At 65.1% G+C, this 15,530-nt stretch carries 14 protein-coding genes and 1 tRNA gene; 4 read left to right on the top strand and 11 right to left on the bottom strand.

The window, feature by feature from the left end; all coding sequences use genetic code 11:
- Positions 1-27 precede the first annotated feature (27 nt).
- The gene (locus E5554_RS13395) at positions 28-1,419 is read left to right on the top strand and encodes an SPOR domain-containing protein (protein WP_210729745.1); all 1,392 of its coding nucleotides are present in this window, start codon (positions 28-30) and stop codon (positions 1,417-1,419) included.
- A gap of 157 nt (positions 1,420-1,576) precedes the next feature.
- On the opposite strand, the gene E5554_RS13400 is transcribed toward E5554_RS13395, so the two are convergent.
- Positions 1,577-1,651: transfer RNA gene (locus tag E5554_RS13400), tRNA-Asn, on the bottom strand.
- A gap of 145 nt (positions 1,652-1,796) precedes the next feature.
- The gene (locus tag E5554_RS13405) at positions 1,797-2,147 is read right to left on the bottom strand and encodes a cupin domain-containing protein (protein WP_247594256.1); all 351 of its coding nucleotides are present in this window, start codon (positions 2,145-2,147) and stop codon (positions 1,797-1,799) included.
- A gap of 184 nt (positions 2,148-2,331) precedes the next feature.
- On the opposite strand from E5554_RS13405, the gene E5554_RS13410 reads away from it, so the two are divergent.
- Entirely contained in the window at positions 2,332-4,479 is a 2,148-nt protein-coding gene (locus tag E5554_RS13410) for a S9 family peptidase (RefSeq protein ID WP_247594446.1), read from the top strand.
- Between the two features lie 42 nt (positions 4,480-4,521).
- Here the strand turns inward: E5554_RS13410 and ilvD are convergent, their stop codons facing one another.
- Positions 4,522-6,375 (bottom strand): dihydroxy-acid dehydratase, encoded by a 1,854-nt coding sequence (ilvD, locus tag E5554_RS13415; protein ID WP_010338969.1) that lies wholly within the window; start codon positions 6,373-6,375, stop codon positions 4,522-4,524.
- A 115-nt stretch (positions 6,376-6,490) separates the two neighbouring features.
- On the opposite strand from ilvD, the gene E5554_RS13420 reads away from it, so the two are divergent.
- Positions 6,491-7,366 carry a LysR family transcriptional regulator gene (locus E5554_RS13420; RefSeq protein WP_136187077.1) on the top strand — a complete coding sequence of 292 codons (876 nt, stop codon included), beginning with the start codon at positions 6,491-6,493 and terminating at the stop codon, positions 7,364-7,366.
- 175 nt (positions 7,367-7,541) lie between these two features.
- Here E5554_RS13420 and E5554_RS13425 read toward each other — a convergent pair whose 3' ends face one another.
- From E5554_RS13425 to E5554_RS13460, 8 genes are all read right to left on the bottom strand, one after another.
- On the bottom strand, positions 7,542-8,096 hold the full coding sequence (locus tag E5554_RS13425) for a nuclear transport factor 2 family protein (protein WP_125989695.1): 555 nt from the start codon (positions 8,094-8,096) through the stop codon (positions 7,542-7,544).
- Between the two features lie 16 nt (positions 8,097-8,112).
- A complete protein-coding gene (locus tag E5554_RS13430) occupies positions 8,113-8,526 on the bottom strand; it encodes an EthD domain-containing protein (protein WP_010338972.1) in 414 nt (137 codons plus the stop codon).
- Positions 8,527-8,542: 16 nt separating this feature from the next.
- Complete coding sequence (locus E5554_RS13435; protein WP_136187078.1) at positions 8,543-9,058, bottom strand: nitroreductase/quinone reductase family protein; 516 nt, start codon at positions 9,056-9,058, stop codon at positions 8,543-8,545.
- A 93-nt stretch (positions 9,059-9,151) separates the two neighbouring features.
- Positions 9,152-10,015 (bottom strand): SDR family NAD(P)-dependent oxidoreductase, encoded by an 864-nt coding sequence (locus tag E5554_RS13440; RefSeq protein WP_136187079.1) that lies wholly within the window; start codon positions 10,013-10,015, stop codon positions 9,152-9,154.
- 79 nt (positions 10,016-10,094) lie between these two features.
- Positions 10,095-10,559, bottom strand: coding sequence for a VOC family protein (locus E5554_RS13445; RefSeq protein WP_136187080.1), 465 nt, complete (start codon positions 10,557-10,559; stop codon positions 10,095-10,097).
- Between the two features lie 3 nt (positions 10,560-10,562).
- Positions 10,563-11,345, bottom strand: coding sequence for a sterol desaturase family protein (locus E5554_RS13450; protein WP_136187081.1), 783 nt, complete (start codon positions 11,343-11,345; stop codon positions 10,563-10,565).
- A 98-nt stretch (positions 11,346-11,443) separates the two neighbouring features.
- Complete coding sequence (locus E5554_RS13455; protein WP_136187082.1) at positions 11,444-12,085, bottom strand: TetR family transcriptional regulator; 642 nt, start codon at positions 12,083-12,085, stop codon at positions 11,444-11,446.
- Positions 12,082-13,716, bottom strand: coding sequence for a Na+/H+ antiporter (locus E5554_RS13460; protein WP_136187083.1), 1,635 nt, complete (start codon positions 13,714-13,716; stop codon positions 12,082-12,084). Before E5554_RS13460 ends, E5554_RS13455 begins: the two co-directional genes overlap by 4 nt.
- A 157-nt stretch (positions 13,717-13,873) precedes the next feature.
- Between E5554_RS13460 and E5554_RS13465 the strand changes: the two genes are divergently transcribed.
- Positions 13,874-15,475 carry an inorganic phosphate transporter gene (locus E5554_RS13465; RefSeq protein ID WP_235682034.1) on the top strand — a complete coding sequence of 534 codons (1,602 nt, stop codon included), beginning with the start codon at positions 13,874-13,876 and terminating at the stop codon, positions 15,473-15,475.
- The last annotated feature ends 55 nt before the right edge of the window (positions 15,476-15,530 follow it).

Genomic DNA, 15,530 nt, shown 5'->3' on the forward strand with positions numbered 1-15,530 from the left:
GATCTTTGATTATAGGTGGGTAAGGTCATGAAACGAACGGCATTTGGCAAGGCGGCCGTTTCCTCCTTGATGGTGGCGACGACGATGGTCGGCTGCACCGGCGCGGCATTCCATCCGCGATCGGCGGCGGTCAAGCACGCCAATCCCGGCAAGCCGGCCGAGGCGGCGGAAAAGGCGCTGGCCGATCGCGACGGCGCAAAGGCCGTGCAGGCAGCGGAAGCGGCCGTGCAGGCGGCGCCCGACAATGCGCAATATCGCCAGTTGCTGGGCCGTGCCTATGTGCTGGATGGCCGCTTCGTTTCGGCCGAGACGGCGTTCACCGACGCGATGACGCTGGGTAACCGCGATTCGCGCACCATCGTCAGCCTGGCGCTGGTCGAGGTGGCACTGGGCAAGAATTATGCTGCGCGTGATCTGCTGGCGGCCAATACCGACAATGTGCCGGCGGGCGATTATGGCCTGGCGCTGGCGATGGCCGGTGATCCGACCGAAGGCGTCCGCATCCTGTCCGCCGCGATCCAGGATCCGTCGGCCAATGCGCGCACCCGCCAGAACCTGGCCTATGCTTATGCGCTGGCCGGTCGCTGGAAGGATGCGCGGCTGGTCGCCGGGCTGGATCTGGCGCCGCTTGCCGCCAATCAGCGTATCGCCCAATGGGCCGGCATGGCCGACCCGGCACTGGCGCCGCAGCGCGTCGCCGCGCTGATGGGCGTTACCGTCAACGGCGCCGATCAGGGCCAGCCGGCGGTGCTGGCGCTGGCGCCCGCTGCGCCGGATGCCGCACCGGTGGCGTTGGCCGCCGCGTCGACCGAGCCGGCACCGGTGCTGGACCTGCCGAGCGGTTCGCCGATCGAGATGGCGGCGGCCGAGCCGGCGCCTGCCGCGCCCGCGCTCAACACCCGGATCATCGAAACCGCCGTGCCGGCGTCCACGCCCGCACCCGCGGTCAAGGCTGCGCCCAAGCCGGCGCCGGTGCGCGTCGCCGCCAAGCGTGACTTCGTCGTCGAAGGCCCGGCGGCCAAGGCCAAGCCGGCCAAGGCTGCCCCGCTCGCCAGCCCGGCAGCGCGGATGCAGCGGGTCGCCTATATCAAGCCGGTGACGACGGGGGCGAGTGCCTGGGTCGTTCAGCTTGGCGCCTTCAATTCGCCGGCCGTCGCCAAGGAAAAATGGACCAGCATGGCGCGCGTCAATGGGCGCATCGCTGCCTTCCCGGTGCTGACCAGCCAGGCGACCGTCAATGGTCGGACCTTCCACCGGATCGCGATCAGCGGCTTTGGCAGCCGTGCGGATGCGCAGACTTTGTGCCAGTCGATCAAGGCACAGCGCGGCCAGTGCTTCGTGCGGGAAGGCGCACCGAACGCGACGCCGCAGCGCTGGGCTGTGGCATCGACGCGCGGTCGCCAATTCGCATCGCGCTGATCGCACGGCGCCTTCAGGCGTGACCATGACTTCATGCGGGCCGGGCCGAGAGGTTCCGGCCCGCAATGCATTTGTGCGCTGTGCGTGCCGCAATCGTGCGATGCGCTGAGTGTCGGATTGTCTGGAGCCAGCCCGGCCTTGCCAAGGGCTGAAATAGTGGCTCCCCGAGTAGGATTCGAACCTACGGCCATTCGATTAACAGTCGAATGCTCTACCGCTGAGCTATCGGGGAGCAGCCCCGCTTGCGCCGGGCAGGCCGCGCATATGCAGCGGCTTGTCTTAAATGGCAAGCGCTGCTTTTGCCATTCCTGAAAAAAATCTGTGCATATGCATGCGCTTGCTGAACGGGCGCATTTTCGTCCTTTCCCGCCGATTTTTCAGGCTTCGCCGATGTGGATGGCAAGCCAGATGGTCGGTGCGTCCGTATGGGTGACGCGGTGCGGGATGCCCGCGCGAATCAGCCGATGATCCCCCGGTTCCAGGCGATAGGTGCCGATCCCTTCCAGCAGCAGTTCGGCGGTCCCGGCTAGCACCAGCACCCATTCATCCCAATGCTGGACATAGGGGCGCTCCGGCGGTGTGCTGTGACCGTGGGATATGATCCGTTCGATCCGCACGCCCGGCATCGACACTATATCCTCGAACAGTTCCTCAGCCTCATGTCCGGACGGGATATCGAGCAGGTTGGTCGGCGCATCGACCGGCAATGCAGGAGGTGGGCATGTCATCGGCGCATGATGCCGATTGGCGGAAAATTGAGAATGGGGGTTTTTACCGGGGCGGCAGCCTGTGGGACGGGCGTGCGATCTCCGTTGTCGCCGCGCTTGTTGCTTGAAATCCTGCGCCTATCGTGCTGACCATGCGGCCTGGCCGTTCGGCCCAATGTCAGAACAGGGGTTTGATACCGTGACAATGATATCCCGTTTGCTGCTGTCGGCGGCAATGGTGGCGGGCGCGTGCGCCGCGCCGGCAATCGCGCAGCCCAAGCAGGTGCTGACCCACGAAACGCTGTGGATGATGAAGCGCGTCGGCGCGCCGGTGGCGAGCCCGGACGGCAAATGGGTGGTCTATGCGCTCAGCGAACCTTCCTATGAGAAGGATGGTGCGATCAGCGACCTGTGGATCGTGCCGGCCGACGGATCGGCCGCGCCGCGCCGCCTGACCGCGACCAAGGCGGGCGAGGGCGATCCGGCCTGGGCCCCCGACAGCCGCCGCATCGCCTTTTCCGCCAAGCGCGAGGGCGACGATGTCGCGCAAATCTATGTGCTGGACCTGGCCGGTGGTGAAGCTCGCCGCGTGACCAGCATCCCGACCGGTGCGGGCAAGCCGATCTGGCGGCCCGATGGCCAGGCGATCCTGTTCGAAAGCGCGGTCTATCCCGGCGCGATGGACGCCGCCGCCAACAAGAAGGCGGCCGAGGAACGCAAGGCGCGCAAATATAATATGCGCGTCTATGAGCATTTCCCGATCCGCTACTGGAACGACTGGCTGGATGACAAGCGACCGAGCCTGTGGGTCCAGCCGCTGGCCGAGGGCGCGCCGGCGCGCGACATATTGTCCGCCACCAAGCTGGCGCAGGCCGATGGCTTTGGCGGCAATGCCCAGAGCGACGGCGGCATGACGCTGGCGCCGGTCTGGAGCCCGGACGGCAAGGAAATCATCTTCACTGCCACTACCGAACGCTGGAATGCGGCCCATGCCCGCGTCAATTTCGGCCTCTATCGCATGCCGGCCGACGGCGGCGAGCCGGTGCTGGTGACGCCGACGCCGGGCGAATATGGCGATATGAAGTTCACGCCGGACGGCAAGAGCCTGATCTTCCAGTTCAACACGCAGGGGCAGGAGGTCTATGATCTGGCCAAGCTGCACCGGGTCGCCTGGCCGGCGGGCGGAGCCGCGACGCTGCTGACCGGCGGCTTCGATCGCGCGGTGGACAGCTATGCCGTGATGCCTGACAGCCGCAGCCTCTATCTGACCGTGCCGGACGCGGGGATGGAAAATCTCTATCGTGTGCCCGTGAGCGGCGGCACGCCCGAACTGGTGATCGCGCCCAAGGTTGGCGGCTATGCCGGGATCGACATTCCGTCGGATGCCAAGTCGACGCAGATCATCGCCAGCTATGGCAGTTCGGTGAACCCGGCGGAAATCGTGCGGATCGACCCGGCGGCCAAGCGGCACAAGAATCTGACCAACGTCAACACCGCGCTCGCCGCGACGATCGACTGGGCCAGCCCGGAACATTTCTGGTTCACCACCGACAAGGGCCGGCGCATCCACAACATGATCGTCACGCCCCCGGCATTCGACCCGGCGAAGAAATACCCGCTGATGGTGCTGATGCATGGCGGCCCGGCATCGTCCAACATGGACCAGATCGGCCTGCGCTGGAATTATCACCTGCTGGCCAGCGCCGGCTATGTCGTGCTGATGACCGACTATACCGGCTCGACCGGCTATGGTGAGGCCTTCTCGCGCGCGATCAAGCTCGATCCGCTGCGTGGCCCGGCGAACGAGATCAACCAGGCGGTGGATGAGGCCGGCAAGCGCTATGCCTTTATCGACACGGCCAATGCCTGCATCGGCGGCGCCAGCTATGGCGGCCATCTCGCCAACTGGATGGAGGCGACCACCACCCGCTACAAGTGCATCGTCAGCCATGCCGGTGAAGTCGACCTGTTGACCCAGTGGGGCACCAGCGACTTCAACTATGGCCGCGAAGTGGCGAGCGGCGGTCCGCCCTGGGGCGACAGCCCGGTGTGGCGTGACCAGAGCCCGATCACCTATGGCAAGGACTGGAAGACGCCGATGCTGCTGACCGCGGGTGAGCGCGATTTCCGCGTGCCGCTGGCGAACACGCTGGAAACCTGGTCGACCTTGCAGCGGATGCAGGTGCCCAGCCGCCTGCTGATCTTCCCCGATGCCTGGCACTGGATCACCAAGCCGGAGGATAGCCGCCAGTTCTACCGCGAGGTGCAGGGCTGGCTGGCCCATTATCTGAAGGGGGCGCCGGAAGTGAAGGGCGGCCCGATCGCCGCCCCCGAAGCGGCAAAGACGCAATAAGCAAAAAAAGGCCCGGTCGATGAACGACCGGGCCTTTTTCGATCAGTCCTTTTCGACCTGGCTGACGTCGCGCACCGCGCCGCGCGCGGCGTTGGTGGTCAGCGCCGCATAGGCGCGCAGCGCCGGCGAGACATTGCGCTTGCGGCCGAACGGCTTCCACGCCTTCTTGCCGCGGGCGACCATCTCCTCATGGCGCTTGGCCAGTTCGGCATCGTCGACCAGCAGCTGGATGCCGCGATTGGGAATGTCGATCAGGATCGGGTCGCCGGTCGCCACCAGCGCGATCAGGCCACCCTCGGCCGCCTCGGGTGAGACATGGCCGATCGACAGGCCAGACGTGCCGCCCGAAAAGCGCCCGTCGGTGATCAAGGCGCAGGCCTTGCCCAGCCCCTTCGACTTCAGATAGCTGGTCGGATAGAGCATTTCCTGCATGCCGGGGCCACCCTTGGGCCCTTCATAGCGGATGACGACCACGTCGTTCGCCTTGACTTCATTGCCCAGGATGCCGGCGACCGCCGCGTCCTGGCTTTCATAGACGCGCGCGGTGCCATGGAAGGTCAGGATGCTGTCGTCGACGCCGGCAGTCTTCACGATGCAGCCTTCGGGCGCCAGATTGCCGAACAGCACGGCCAGGCCGCCATCCTTTGAGAAGGGGTGTTCGGCGCTGCGGATCACGCCGGTCTGGCGATCCATGTCCAGTTCCTTCCAGCGGTTGTTCTGGCTGAAGGCCTGGGTGGTGCGCACGCCGCCCGGCGCGGCCTTGAAGAACTCCTGCACCGCCTCGCTGTTGGTGCGGCTGATGTCCCAGCGGTTGATCGCCTCGCCCATGGTGGTGGCGTGGACGGTCGGCAGGCTGGTGTCGAGCAGGCCGGCGCGTTCGAGCTGGCCCAGGATCGCCATGATGCCGCCGGCGCGGTGGACGTCCTCCATATGCACGTCCTGCTTGGCCGGGGCGACCTTGCACAGGCACGGCACGCGGCGCGACAGCCGGTCGATATCGGCCATCGAGAAATCGACGCCGCCCTCATGCGCGGCGGCGAGCAGATGCAGCACCGTGTTGGTCGATCCGCCCATCGCGATGTCGAGGCTCATCGCATTTTCGAACGCCGCATGGCAGGCGATGTTGCGGGGCAGGGCGGATGCGTCGTCCTGCTCATACCAGCGGCGGGCGAGGTCGACGATGGTATGGCCGGCCTCGCGGAACAGCTTCTCGCGATCGGCATGGGTGGCGAGGATCGAGCCATTGCCCGGCAGCGACAGGCCCAGCGCTTCGGTCAGGCAGTTCATCGAATTGGCGGTGAACATGCCCGAGCAGCTGCCACAGGTGGGGCAGGCGGCCTTCTCGATCGCGGCGACTTCCTCGTCGGTGTAATTTTCATCGGCGGCGACGACCATCGCATCGACCAGGTCGAGCGCCACGGTCTTGCCGCGAATGTCGGCCTTGCCGGCCTCCATCGGTCCACCGGAGACGAAGATCACCGGGATGTTGAGGCGCATCGCGGCCATCAGCATGCCCGGCGTGATCTTGTCGCAGTTGGAAATGCACAGCAGTGCGTCGGCGCAATGGGCATTGACCATATATTCGACGCTGTCGGCGATCAGATCGCGGCTGGGCAGCGAATAGAGCATGCCGTCATGGCCCATGGCGATGCCGTCATCGACCGCGATGGTGTTGAATTCCTTGGCGACGCCGCCGGCCGCCTCGATCTCGCGCGCGACCAGCTGGCCCAGATCCTTCAAATGGACATGGCCGGGCACGAACTGGGTGAATGAATTGGCAATGGCGATGATCGGCTTGCCGAAATCCTCGTCCTTCATGCCGGTGGCGCGCCAGAGGCCGCGCGCGCCCGCCATGTTACGGCCGTGGGTGCTGGTGCGTGAACGATAATGAGGCATTTTGCGCCGTTCCTGTAATCTTGTTTCCCTGCAATGGCTGCCCCCTACGCCTTTGCGCAAAGGTTGTGAAATATATTATTGAAGCGATATAAGGTCGCAAGGAGACTTTATTGCCATGGACCTTCGCCCGCTGCGTCATTTTCTGGCTGTTGCCGATACACTGCATTTCGGCCAGGCGGCGCAGCGCCTGGGCATGACCCAGCCGCCGCTCAGCCAGTCGATCTTGGCGCTGGAGCGGGAGCTGGGCGCGCCGCTCTTCACCCGGTCGAAGCGCAATGTCGCGCTGACCGCTTTTGGCCGGCAATGGCTGGAGCATGTCCGTCCGGCGGTGGAGGCGGTGAGCGCGCTGCCGGACATCGCCCGCCGCCTGCGCGACGGCAGCGCGGGCCAGATCGGCCTCAGCTTCGTGAGCACCGCCGACTATAGCCTGTTGCCGGCGCTCGTGCGCGATTATGCCGCCCGTTTCCCGGAGGTGGAGATCGCACTGACCGAGGCGACCAGCGACGTGCAGATTGCCGACCTGATCGACGGGGTGAATGATGCCGGCATATTGATCGCGCCCGATGGCGCGCTACCCGACGCGCTCGCCTATATGCCCTTGCTGCGCGAGCCGCTGGTGGTGGCGGTGCCCGACGGCTGGGTGGCGGACGATCAGGCGCAGGGCGATCCCTGGCTCGACCGGCCGCTGATCCTGTTTCCGCGCCGGGTGGCGCCGGCCTTCCACGATCTGGTGAGCGGCTATCTGGCCGGACGGGGGCAGCCGCTGCTGATCCGGCAGGAGGCGATCCAGATGCAGACGATCATCAGCCTGGTGTCGGCGGGCATGGGCATCGCGTTGGTGCCGGCGTCGCTGCGCAACCTCGCGCGGACCGGCGTGCGCTATCTCGACCTGCAGGATGCGCCGATCCTGGAAACCGGCCTTGCCTGGCGGCGGGACGATGACGGCGCAACGCTGGCGGGGCTGCTGGGCGTCGCCCGCGCCATGGCCTGAACAGAAAGAGACCCCGTCGCACAAGGGATGCGACGGGGCCGAGGTTCAGGGAGGTGTCACTCCAAGGGGGGAAAGAAGTGACAGCCACATCTTTAGGTCCGGTCCATGAACCTTATGTGAAGCAAGCAGAATTTTTCTGGGGGGGCGCTTTAGTGCTGAAATTCGCCACGCCGGGCTACCAGCGTTCGCCCTGGGTCGAGGCGACGACGGGGCGCTGGTAGGAGGCGTCTTCCCTGCTCCAGTGGGGCTTGAGGAAGCCCTTGACATTGGCGGAATAGACCCAGCTCGCATCGGTGTCGGCGGTCATCTCGATCGTGCAGCGACGGGTGAGCAGCCGCCATTCGCCGCCGCGCCGCTCCAACTGGTCGATATAGCGGCCAAAGGCGATCGTCGTGGTCTTGCCATCCTGCCAGAACAGGCCGCCGACCGTGTAGCTTTCGCAATAGGCGGTGTCGCCGTCGATCTCGCACAGATGGTTGGTGATATTATGGCTGGTCGACAGGAAGAATTTGCCATGGCCCATATTGGCCCGCGCTGCATAGTCGGGCGCGCGGGTGATGATGGGGCCATGTTCGTCCACGCCATCCTCCCACCAGCAACTGTTGATGATGTCGACATCCTGCCGGTCGCGTCCGCGGCATTCGCGCAGGATGCAATCGCGGATCGCCTGCCGGTCCTGCAGGTCGCGCACGGTGGCGCGCAGCGCGGCGACTTCCTGTTCGAGGTCCATCTACAGCTTTTCCCTTTCAGTCCTGCGGCACCAGTTGCACCTGCATCATCTCGCCATTCGGCCCCATCGGGCTGTCATGTTCCTCGACCAGGCAGACGGGGTTGCTGTTGCTGGCGAAGAGTTGCAGTTCGTCGGCCTTGCGGATGTCGAGCATCGCAGGGTCTGACAGGCCCTTCATCGCCGCCTGATAATCGGCCAGGCTGTTCCACCAGATTTCCATGATGCAGTCATAGCCGGGATCAATGACCTCACCGGTCAGCGGGTTGGGCTGAGGCGTGACATAGCGGCGGACATAGCGCTGGGCATTGGGCAGGGCGGGCTTGGCGCCCATCTTCTGCGACAGGCGCGAATGCTGGTTCTCATAATAGTCCATGAACTGGTCCATGGAGAGATCGTCACGCTTCCTGAGGAAGACGATCTGCTTGATCATGGCTCTCCTCCCGCGCTCAATATTGCCGTTCGCCGGTAGCGTCCGACGCCTTGAAGCCGTCGATCGGCTCGATCGCCTTCATCATCACCAGCGGGATCAGGCGGTCGGTCGACTGCTGATAGCCGGGATAGGCCGGGAAGACCTGACACATGAAGGCCCAGACCCGGTCGCGTTCCTCGCCCTCCGGCTCGCGCCAGGTTGCGCGGAAGGCCTGGGTCGCGACCTGGAAGTCGACCGTCTCGCTGTCGCGGATGTTGAGATACCAGGCGGGATGATGGTCGGCGCCGCCCTTGGACGCGACGATCACCACTTCGCCGCCGATATCGCCATAGATGAGGGTGGTGATGAAGGTCTTGCCGCTCTTGCGGCCGGTATAGCGGATCATGCAGTGGGTGGTGAAGCCATGGCCGCCGACGGCGGTGATGTCCATGATATGGCCCTGCGCCCCGCCCGATCGCAGATACATGTCGCGATGCTCGCTGATCCAGTCCTTGCGCGTGTCGCGGATGGCGGCGGAACTGTCGTCGCTCATGACGGCCTCCTCTCTGTCAACTTCAGTGTAAACCAGCCGGGCGCCCGAAGGACCTGAAAAGGGCGTCGCCATGGCGATGCTTGGCCGATCGGGTCAGCGGATAATCCGGTCATATTGCGGCAGCGGCGCGACGCCATAGCTTTGCCGATAGGAGGGGGGCTGGCGATCGCCCACGTCGCGCAGCCCATAATGTTCGGCGAGTTCCGCGCCGATCAGCGTCTGGCCGGCATGGTCCGCCAATGCCGGATCCTGCGACAGCGCCCAGATGACATGGCCGGTGAACTCGGGCGTTTCGACCATCTTTTCCAGATAGGCATATTTGGCCGGGTCCGACGCGATCAAGTGCAGCAGGCGTCCGGTGCGCAGCGCGCCCATCCAGATCGACAGGGCGGTGACGCCGGTATCGCGCAGGTCGACGGCCATGTCGGCCGCCATCTTGTCCTGGCTGACCTTGTGCGCGCCATAGCCGGGGCCATAGACATAATGGGAGGCGCCCGACCCCGATGTGAAGACGATCAGCCCCTGGCCGCGATCGACCATCATCGGTGCGGCATGATAGCTGGCGACATAGGAACTGCGGATGCCGACTGTGATGATGTCGGCCAGCTTCAGCGGCTTTTCCCAGAAGCGGCCCGGCAAAGTGAGTTCGTCATGGATGGCGGCGACATTATTGACCAATATGTCGATATGCCCCTGTTCGGCGCGCACCCGGTCGAACAGCGCGCGGGTCTGGTCGTCATCGCCATGGTCGACGCGCACGGCGATGCCCTGTCCGCCGGCGGCCGTCACGGCGGCGGCGGTTTCGTAGATGGTGCCGGGCAGCGGTGCGTCGCCGGCCTTTTCCGACCGGCCGGTGACATAGACGATGCAGCCATGCTGGCCGAGTGCGGTCGCTATGCCCTGGCCCGCGCCGCGACTGGCGCCGGTGACGACCGCGACCTTGGGTGTCTGGCTCATCCATTCTCTCCTTGGGGCGCTGGGCTAACCCAAGCAGTCTGTGTCTGGCCATGCAGATGTGGGAGATATCGCTTCGGCGTTAGGCTGGGCTGGGCGGATTGCCGACCAGCTCCAGTTCATGGCCGTCGGGGTCGTGGATCATCAATATGGCCGGCCCCTTGCCCGATGCGCGGATCGCACCGACCGGATAGCCCGCCGCCTGCATGCGCGATGCGACACCCGACAGGTCGGGCACGCGCAGCACGATCTTGGCGATGCCGCTGTCGGCCGGCGGCACCTTCTGCGCCTTGTCGTGCAGCAGGATCAGGGTCAGCCGGCCGGCCTTGCCATCGGCGCAGAGCATGACTTCGGTCACGGGCCCATGTTGCAGTGTGGTCGCGGGGACGAGGCCGAGCGCGACCTGATAGAAACGCAGCGCCTTGTCGAGATCGGCCACGGGCAGGCCGGGCGCCATCAGGGTCGCGCCGACCGGCGGCGGCGTCTGGGCATGAAGCGGGGCCGCGCCAACGGGCAGCAGCGCGAGCAGAAGGGCGATGTCGCGCATGGATCAGGCACTTTCGCTGGCGGTGGTGGCCGGGGCGTCGGTCGTCTTCCGGCGCTGCTTGATCTTGTCGAAATCCGCCTCGAACTTCGGGCGCATGGTCCCGCACAGCCGGTCCCAGATGGTCGTGTAGCCACCGAAATTACCGGTGAAATAGCGATGATGCTGATCGTGGAAGGTAGCGGAGATGAACCATTTGGTCGCCCAGCTACGGTTCCACCAGCGCGGCAGCATCTCATAGCCGGAATGGACATAGAGGCCCATGATGATGTTGGTCGGCACGATCAGCGCGACGGTCGCGTCATGGACGGTGAAGACGGTCAGGAACAGCGGCACGAAGCCGCCATTGATCAGCGATTCCAACGGGCTGACCGACAGGGTGGTGAGCAGGTTGGGGGATGTCGACTTGTGATGCAGCTTGTGGACCCAGCTATAGACCGGTTCCTTGTGCATCCAGCGGTGCAGCCAGTAGAAATAGGTGTCGAACAGGAAGAAGTAGAGCGCATATTCGAGCGCGATCATCCACCAGGCGGCGGGCGCCGGGTTGAAGCTGATCGCGCCTACTTCGACCAGCTTGGTCTTGATCGTGCCGAGCAGCAGGCCGGTGATGGCGAGGTTGATGACGGCAAAGCCGGCCTCGTTCCTGAAAATCTTCCACTTGAAGCCGCGCGGCTGGATCTTGCGCGCCTTGAAATAGCCGCTGATGATGCCGGCGCCGATCCCGGTCGCGACAAACAGGCCAAGCCATAGCGAGAGAAGATGCTCGCCCTTTCCCAGATATTCCAGCACGCCGGTCCTTCCCGTAGCAGACAGAAGGGCCTGCTATCACGGGATGGGCTGGGGAATTTGTCGGCGTTGACACATAGGCTGGAAATGCGGGCGGGTGCTCAGCCGCGATTGGCGTTGATCCCGTCCAGCACGAAATCGGCGATCGCAGCGTCGATGCTGGCATCGTCCGCCAGGCCCGCCGGATAGAGCCAGTCGCGAAACAGCCGATTGGCGAGCACCGCGGCAAAGGCGGCGCGGACCATCAGGCGTGGATCGACGCGCGGCGTACCCTCGATCCGGGCCGACTGGACGGCGGCGCCCTGCTCGAAATAGGCGGCCAGGCTCTCGATCGGATTGCCGCTGTCCCCCGCCGGGCCTCCGGCCAGCATCATCGCCCGCAGCAGCGCTTCGTGCTCGGTGACGAAGCGTTGCAGTTCGGCGATGTAGAGGCGCGCGGTGTCAGCCCGGCTGGCATCGTCCTGCGGCACCGGATGATCCGCATTGAAGCGTTCGAGATGCTGGCTGAGCGGGCGGAACACCGCTTCCTGGAACAGGGCGGCCTTGGACGCGAAGCTGCGAAACAGTTGCGCCTCGGTCGTGTCGGCAGCGCGGGCAATGGCGGCGGTGGTCGCGCCGGCATAGCCATGGCGGCGAAATTCCTCCTGTGCCGCCTGGATCAGCCGGCTGGCGACCTCCGCCGAGGATCGGCGCGGCCGCCGGGCCAGCTTGCTGATGGCCTGGTCTGGGCCGCCGTCGTTCATGTGCGCAGGCGCGCTTCGGACAGGTCAAGCTCACGGGTGAGCTTGCGCCCGACCTCGCTGCCGATCTTGCGGCTGCGCAGCAGGGTGAGGAGAGCGGCGCGTTCCGCCGCGACGCCGACCATGCGGAAATCGCGGAACAGGGCGCCCTGCGCGCGCAGGCTGTCGGCTTCGGCTGCGCCCAGGGCCTCTATCCGCTCGCGATACAGATCCATCACGCGGGCGCCAGCCTCGGCATAGCGTTCGGCATGGCCATGGGTTTCGGCCAGTTCATGCTGATGCCGCTCGATCGCCTGGATCGCTGCCTCGGCGGTGACGATGCGGGCGGCGTCCTCTTCCGCGGCCTTGCTGGCTTCGGCCGGCATGTCGAGATTTTTGAGCAGCAGCGGCAGTGCGACACTGGCCAGGATCAGCGACAGGATGATCACCCCGGCGGCGAGGAAGATGGCAAGGTCGCGCGCCGGAAAGGGCGTGCCGTCGTTGAGCGCAAGCGGCAGGGTGAGCACACCGGCAAGGGTGATGGCACCACGCACACCGGCGAACGATGTCGCCGCCACCAGCCGCCAGTTGGGCCGGCGCGGACCATCGACGCCGCGATACTGGTTGCGCAGGATGGTGAAGCGCAGCGACAGCCACACCCACAGGAAGCGCAGCGCAGCAAGGCCGACGACGATCGCGACCGTGTAGAGCGCCAGCCAGCCGGGTTCGCTATGGCCGGTCAGCGCCACCGTGCGCTTCGCTTCGGCGAGGATGCCGGGCAATTGTTCGCCCAGCAGCACGAAGATGATGCCGTTGAGCGTGAACTGGATCGTGTCCCACACCGAATTGCGGCGCATCCGGGTTTCGGCCATCGCCTCGCGCGAGATTTCGGCGAAGGTCATCGTGACGCCGGCGGCGACGGCGGCGAGAATGCCGGAGGCATGGACATGTTCGGCCAGGATATAGGAGCCGAAGGGGATCAGCAGGCTGACCAGGATCTGCGACCCGGTTTCCTCGCCCCAGCGGCGCGTGACCCAGGCCTTGGCGCGCGACACGACGAGCGTGACGCCGACGCCGATCGCGATGCCGGCAAAGGCCAGCCAGAGGAAATTGAGCGCGGCATCGCCGGCGGAGAAGCTGCCGGTCAGCGCTGCGGCAATGGCAAAGCGCAGGCAGACCAGGCCGGATGCGTCGTTGAGCAGCGATTCCCCTTCTAGGATGTGCATCATGCGCTTGGGAATGGGCACGCGCGCGGCGATGGCGGACACGGCGATCGGATCGGTCGGCGAGACCACGGCGGCGAGGGCGAAGGCGACGGCGAGCGGCATCGCCGGGATCATCCAGTTGATGAAGAAGCCCATGCCGATGACGGTGGTCAGCACCAGCCCCAGCGCCAGTTCGACCACGGTCGAGGCGTCCTTGAGCAGTTCATCCTTGGGAATGCGCCAGCCGTCGAGGAACAGCAGAGGCGGCAGGAACAAGAGAAGGAATATTTCGGGATCGAGCGCGACCCTGTGCGATGTCGACAGGCCGATGATCGCGCCAAGGGCGATCTGGACCAGAGGTGTCGGGATGGAAATCGGCATCATGCGCGACAAGGCGCCACTGACGACGACAGCCAGCAACAGGAATAATACGACCGAAATGACGTCCAAATCTTCGCTCCAACTTATATGTGGGGCGACCCTAGGCGGACGGATTGCCGATGGGCAAGCGCCAGGCGCGAATTTTCCTTCGATTTCAGCACCGCAACGCGGCTGTCATGCAGCGGACCTAGAGGGTTAACATTATTTGCCGTTCGGGGACGATTCGATGAATGCAAGCGTGGCAATTGGCGGGGCACGCCGGCCCGAGATGGACAAGGGGCTGGGCATGGCCGGCTCGATCGGCTTTGGCGCTGCCATCATCGCCGCGCTGATCTATGTCGTCTATAGCGTCTATAGCGATGCGACGGCGGTGGGCGTGGCACCGACCGCCTATCTGCCCTTCCTGCTGCTGTTCCTGGCGCTGCTGATCGCGCTCGGCTTCGAATTCGTGAACGGCTTCCATGACACCGCCAATGCGGTCGCGACGGTGATCTACACCAATGCGATGCCGGCCAATATCGCGGTGGTCTGGTCCGGTTTCTTCAATTTCCTTGGCGTGCTGCTATCGACCGGCGCAGTTGCGTTCGGCATCGTGTCCCTGCTGCCGGTCGAACTGATCCTGCAGGTCGGGTCCAGCGCGGGTTTCGCCATGGTGTTCGCGTTGCTGATCGCGGCGATCATGTGGAACCTCGCCACCTGGTGGCTGGGCATCCCGTCGTCCAGTTCGCATACGCTGATCGGATCGATCATCGGCGTTGGCGTTGCCAATGCGCTGTTGCACGGCAAGAGCGGCACGTCGGGCGTCGACTGGAGCAAGGCGACCGAGATCGGCCAGGCGCTGCTCTTTTCGCCGCTGATCGGCTTTGGCCTGGCGGCGCTGCTGTTCGTGGCGATGAAAGTCCTTGTCCGCAACAAGGCGCTCTATCGCGAGCCGCAAAATGGCATGCCGCCGCCATTGTGGATCCGTGCGTTGCTGATCTTCACCTGCACCGGCGTCAGCTTCGCCCATGGTTCCAATGACGGACAGAAGGGCATGGGCCTCATCATGCTGATCCTGATCGGCACGGTGCCGACCGCCTATGCGCTCAACCGCGCGGTGCCGGCGCGCTACACCACCGAATTCCACGCTAATTCGATTGCCGCCACGGCGGCGCTAGGCCAGCGCGCGCCCGCCATGATGCAGCCGGCCGAGGCGCGGGCGCAGGTCACGCGCTATATCGCCGACAAGCGCTTTGCCGACACGACCATGCCGGCGCTGTCGGTGCTGATCGCCGATGTCGATCGGCAGGTGATGAATTATGGATCGCTGGCGCAGGTGCCGGCCGCTGCCGTGTCCAACATCCGCAACGACATGTATCTGGCCTCCGAAGCGATCAAGCGGCTGGGCAAGGAGAAGGCGGCGGGGCTTTCCGAAGCGAAGATGACGGCGCTGACGACCTACAAGGGTTCGCTTGATGCGGGCACCCGCTTCATCCCGACCTGGGTGAAGATCGCCGTCGCCTTTGCGCTGGGGCTGGGCACTATGGTCGGCTGGCGGCGGATCGTGGTCACGGTGGGTGAGAAGATCGGCAAGACGCACCTCACCTATGCACAGGGGGCATCGGCCGAACTGGTGGCGATGGCGACGATCTTCGGCGCGGACCATATGGGCCTGCCGGTTTCGACCACCCATGTCCTGTCGTCGGGCGTGGCCGGCACGATGGCGGCCAATGGATCGGGTCTGCAGATGGCGACGGTACGCAACCTGCTGATGGCCTGGGTGCTGACATTGCCCTGTTCGATCCTGCTCGCAGGGCTGCTATATATGGTCTTCGCGCAGATCTTCTGATCGACAGGAGCGGCATATCGGCGACCGGAACGCCCCGCTGATCCCCATCATATTA

This window comes from Sphingobium sp. PAMC28499 (assembly GCF_004795815.1).
Taxonomy (GTDB): domain Bacteria; phylum Pseudomonadota; class Alphaproteobacteria; order Sphingomonadales; family Sphingomonadaceae; genus Sphingobium; species Sphingobium yanoikuyae.

Bases quoted from the DNA above. Each gene is read 5' to 3' on its own strand.
- E5554_RS13395 (WP_210729745.1), top strand. From the start codon at position 28: ATGAAACGAACGGCATTTGGCAAGGCGGCCGTTTCCTCCTTGATGGTG.
- E5554_RS13405 (WP_247594256.1), bottom strand. From the start codon at position 2,147: ATGACATGCCCACCTCCTGCATTGCCGGTCGATGCGCCGACCAACCTG.
- E5554_RS13410 (WP_247594446.1), top strand. From the start codon at position 2,332: ATGATATCCCGTTTGCTGCTGTCGGCGGCAATGGTGGCGGGCGCGTGC.
- ilvD (WP_010338969.1), bottom strand. From the start codon at position 6,375: ATGCCTCATTATCGTTCACGCACCAGCACCCACGGCCGTAACATGGCG.
- E5554_RS13420 (WP_136187077.1), top strand. From the start codon at position 6,491: ATGGACCTTCGCCCGCTGCGTCATTTTCTGGCTGTTGCCGATACACTG.
- E5554_RS13425 (WP_125989695.1), bottom strand. From the start codon at position 8,096: ATGGACCTCGAACAGGAAGTCGCCGCGCTGCGCGCCACCGTGCGCGAC.
- E5554_RS13430 (WP_010338972.1), bottom strand. From the start codon at position 8,526: ATGATCAAGCAGATCGTCTTCCTCAGGAAGCGTGACGATCTCTCCATG.
- E5554_RS13435 (WP_136187078.1), bottom strand. From the start codon at position 9,058: ATGAGCGACGACAGTTCCGCCGCCATCCGCGACACGCGCAAGGACTGG.
- E5554_RS13440 (WP_136187079.1), bottom strand. From the start codon at position 10,015: ATGAGCCAGACACCCAAGGTCGCGGTCGTCACCGGCGCCAGTCGCGGC.
- E5554_RS13445 (WP_136187080.1), bottom strand. From the start codon at position 10,559: ATGCGCGACATCGCCCTTCTGCTCGCGCTGCTGCCCGTTGGCGCGGCC.
- E5554_RS13455 (WP_136187082.1), bottom strand. From the start codon at position 12,085: ATGAACGACGGCGGCCCAGACCAGGCCATCAGCAAGCTGGCCCGGCGG.
- E5554_RS13465 (WP_235682034.1), top strand. From the start codon at position 13,874: ATGAATGCAAGCGTGGCAATTGGCGGGGCACGCCGGCCCGAGATGGAC.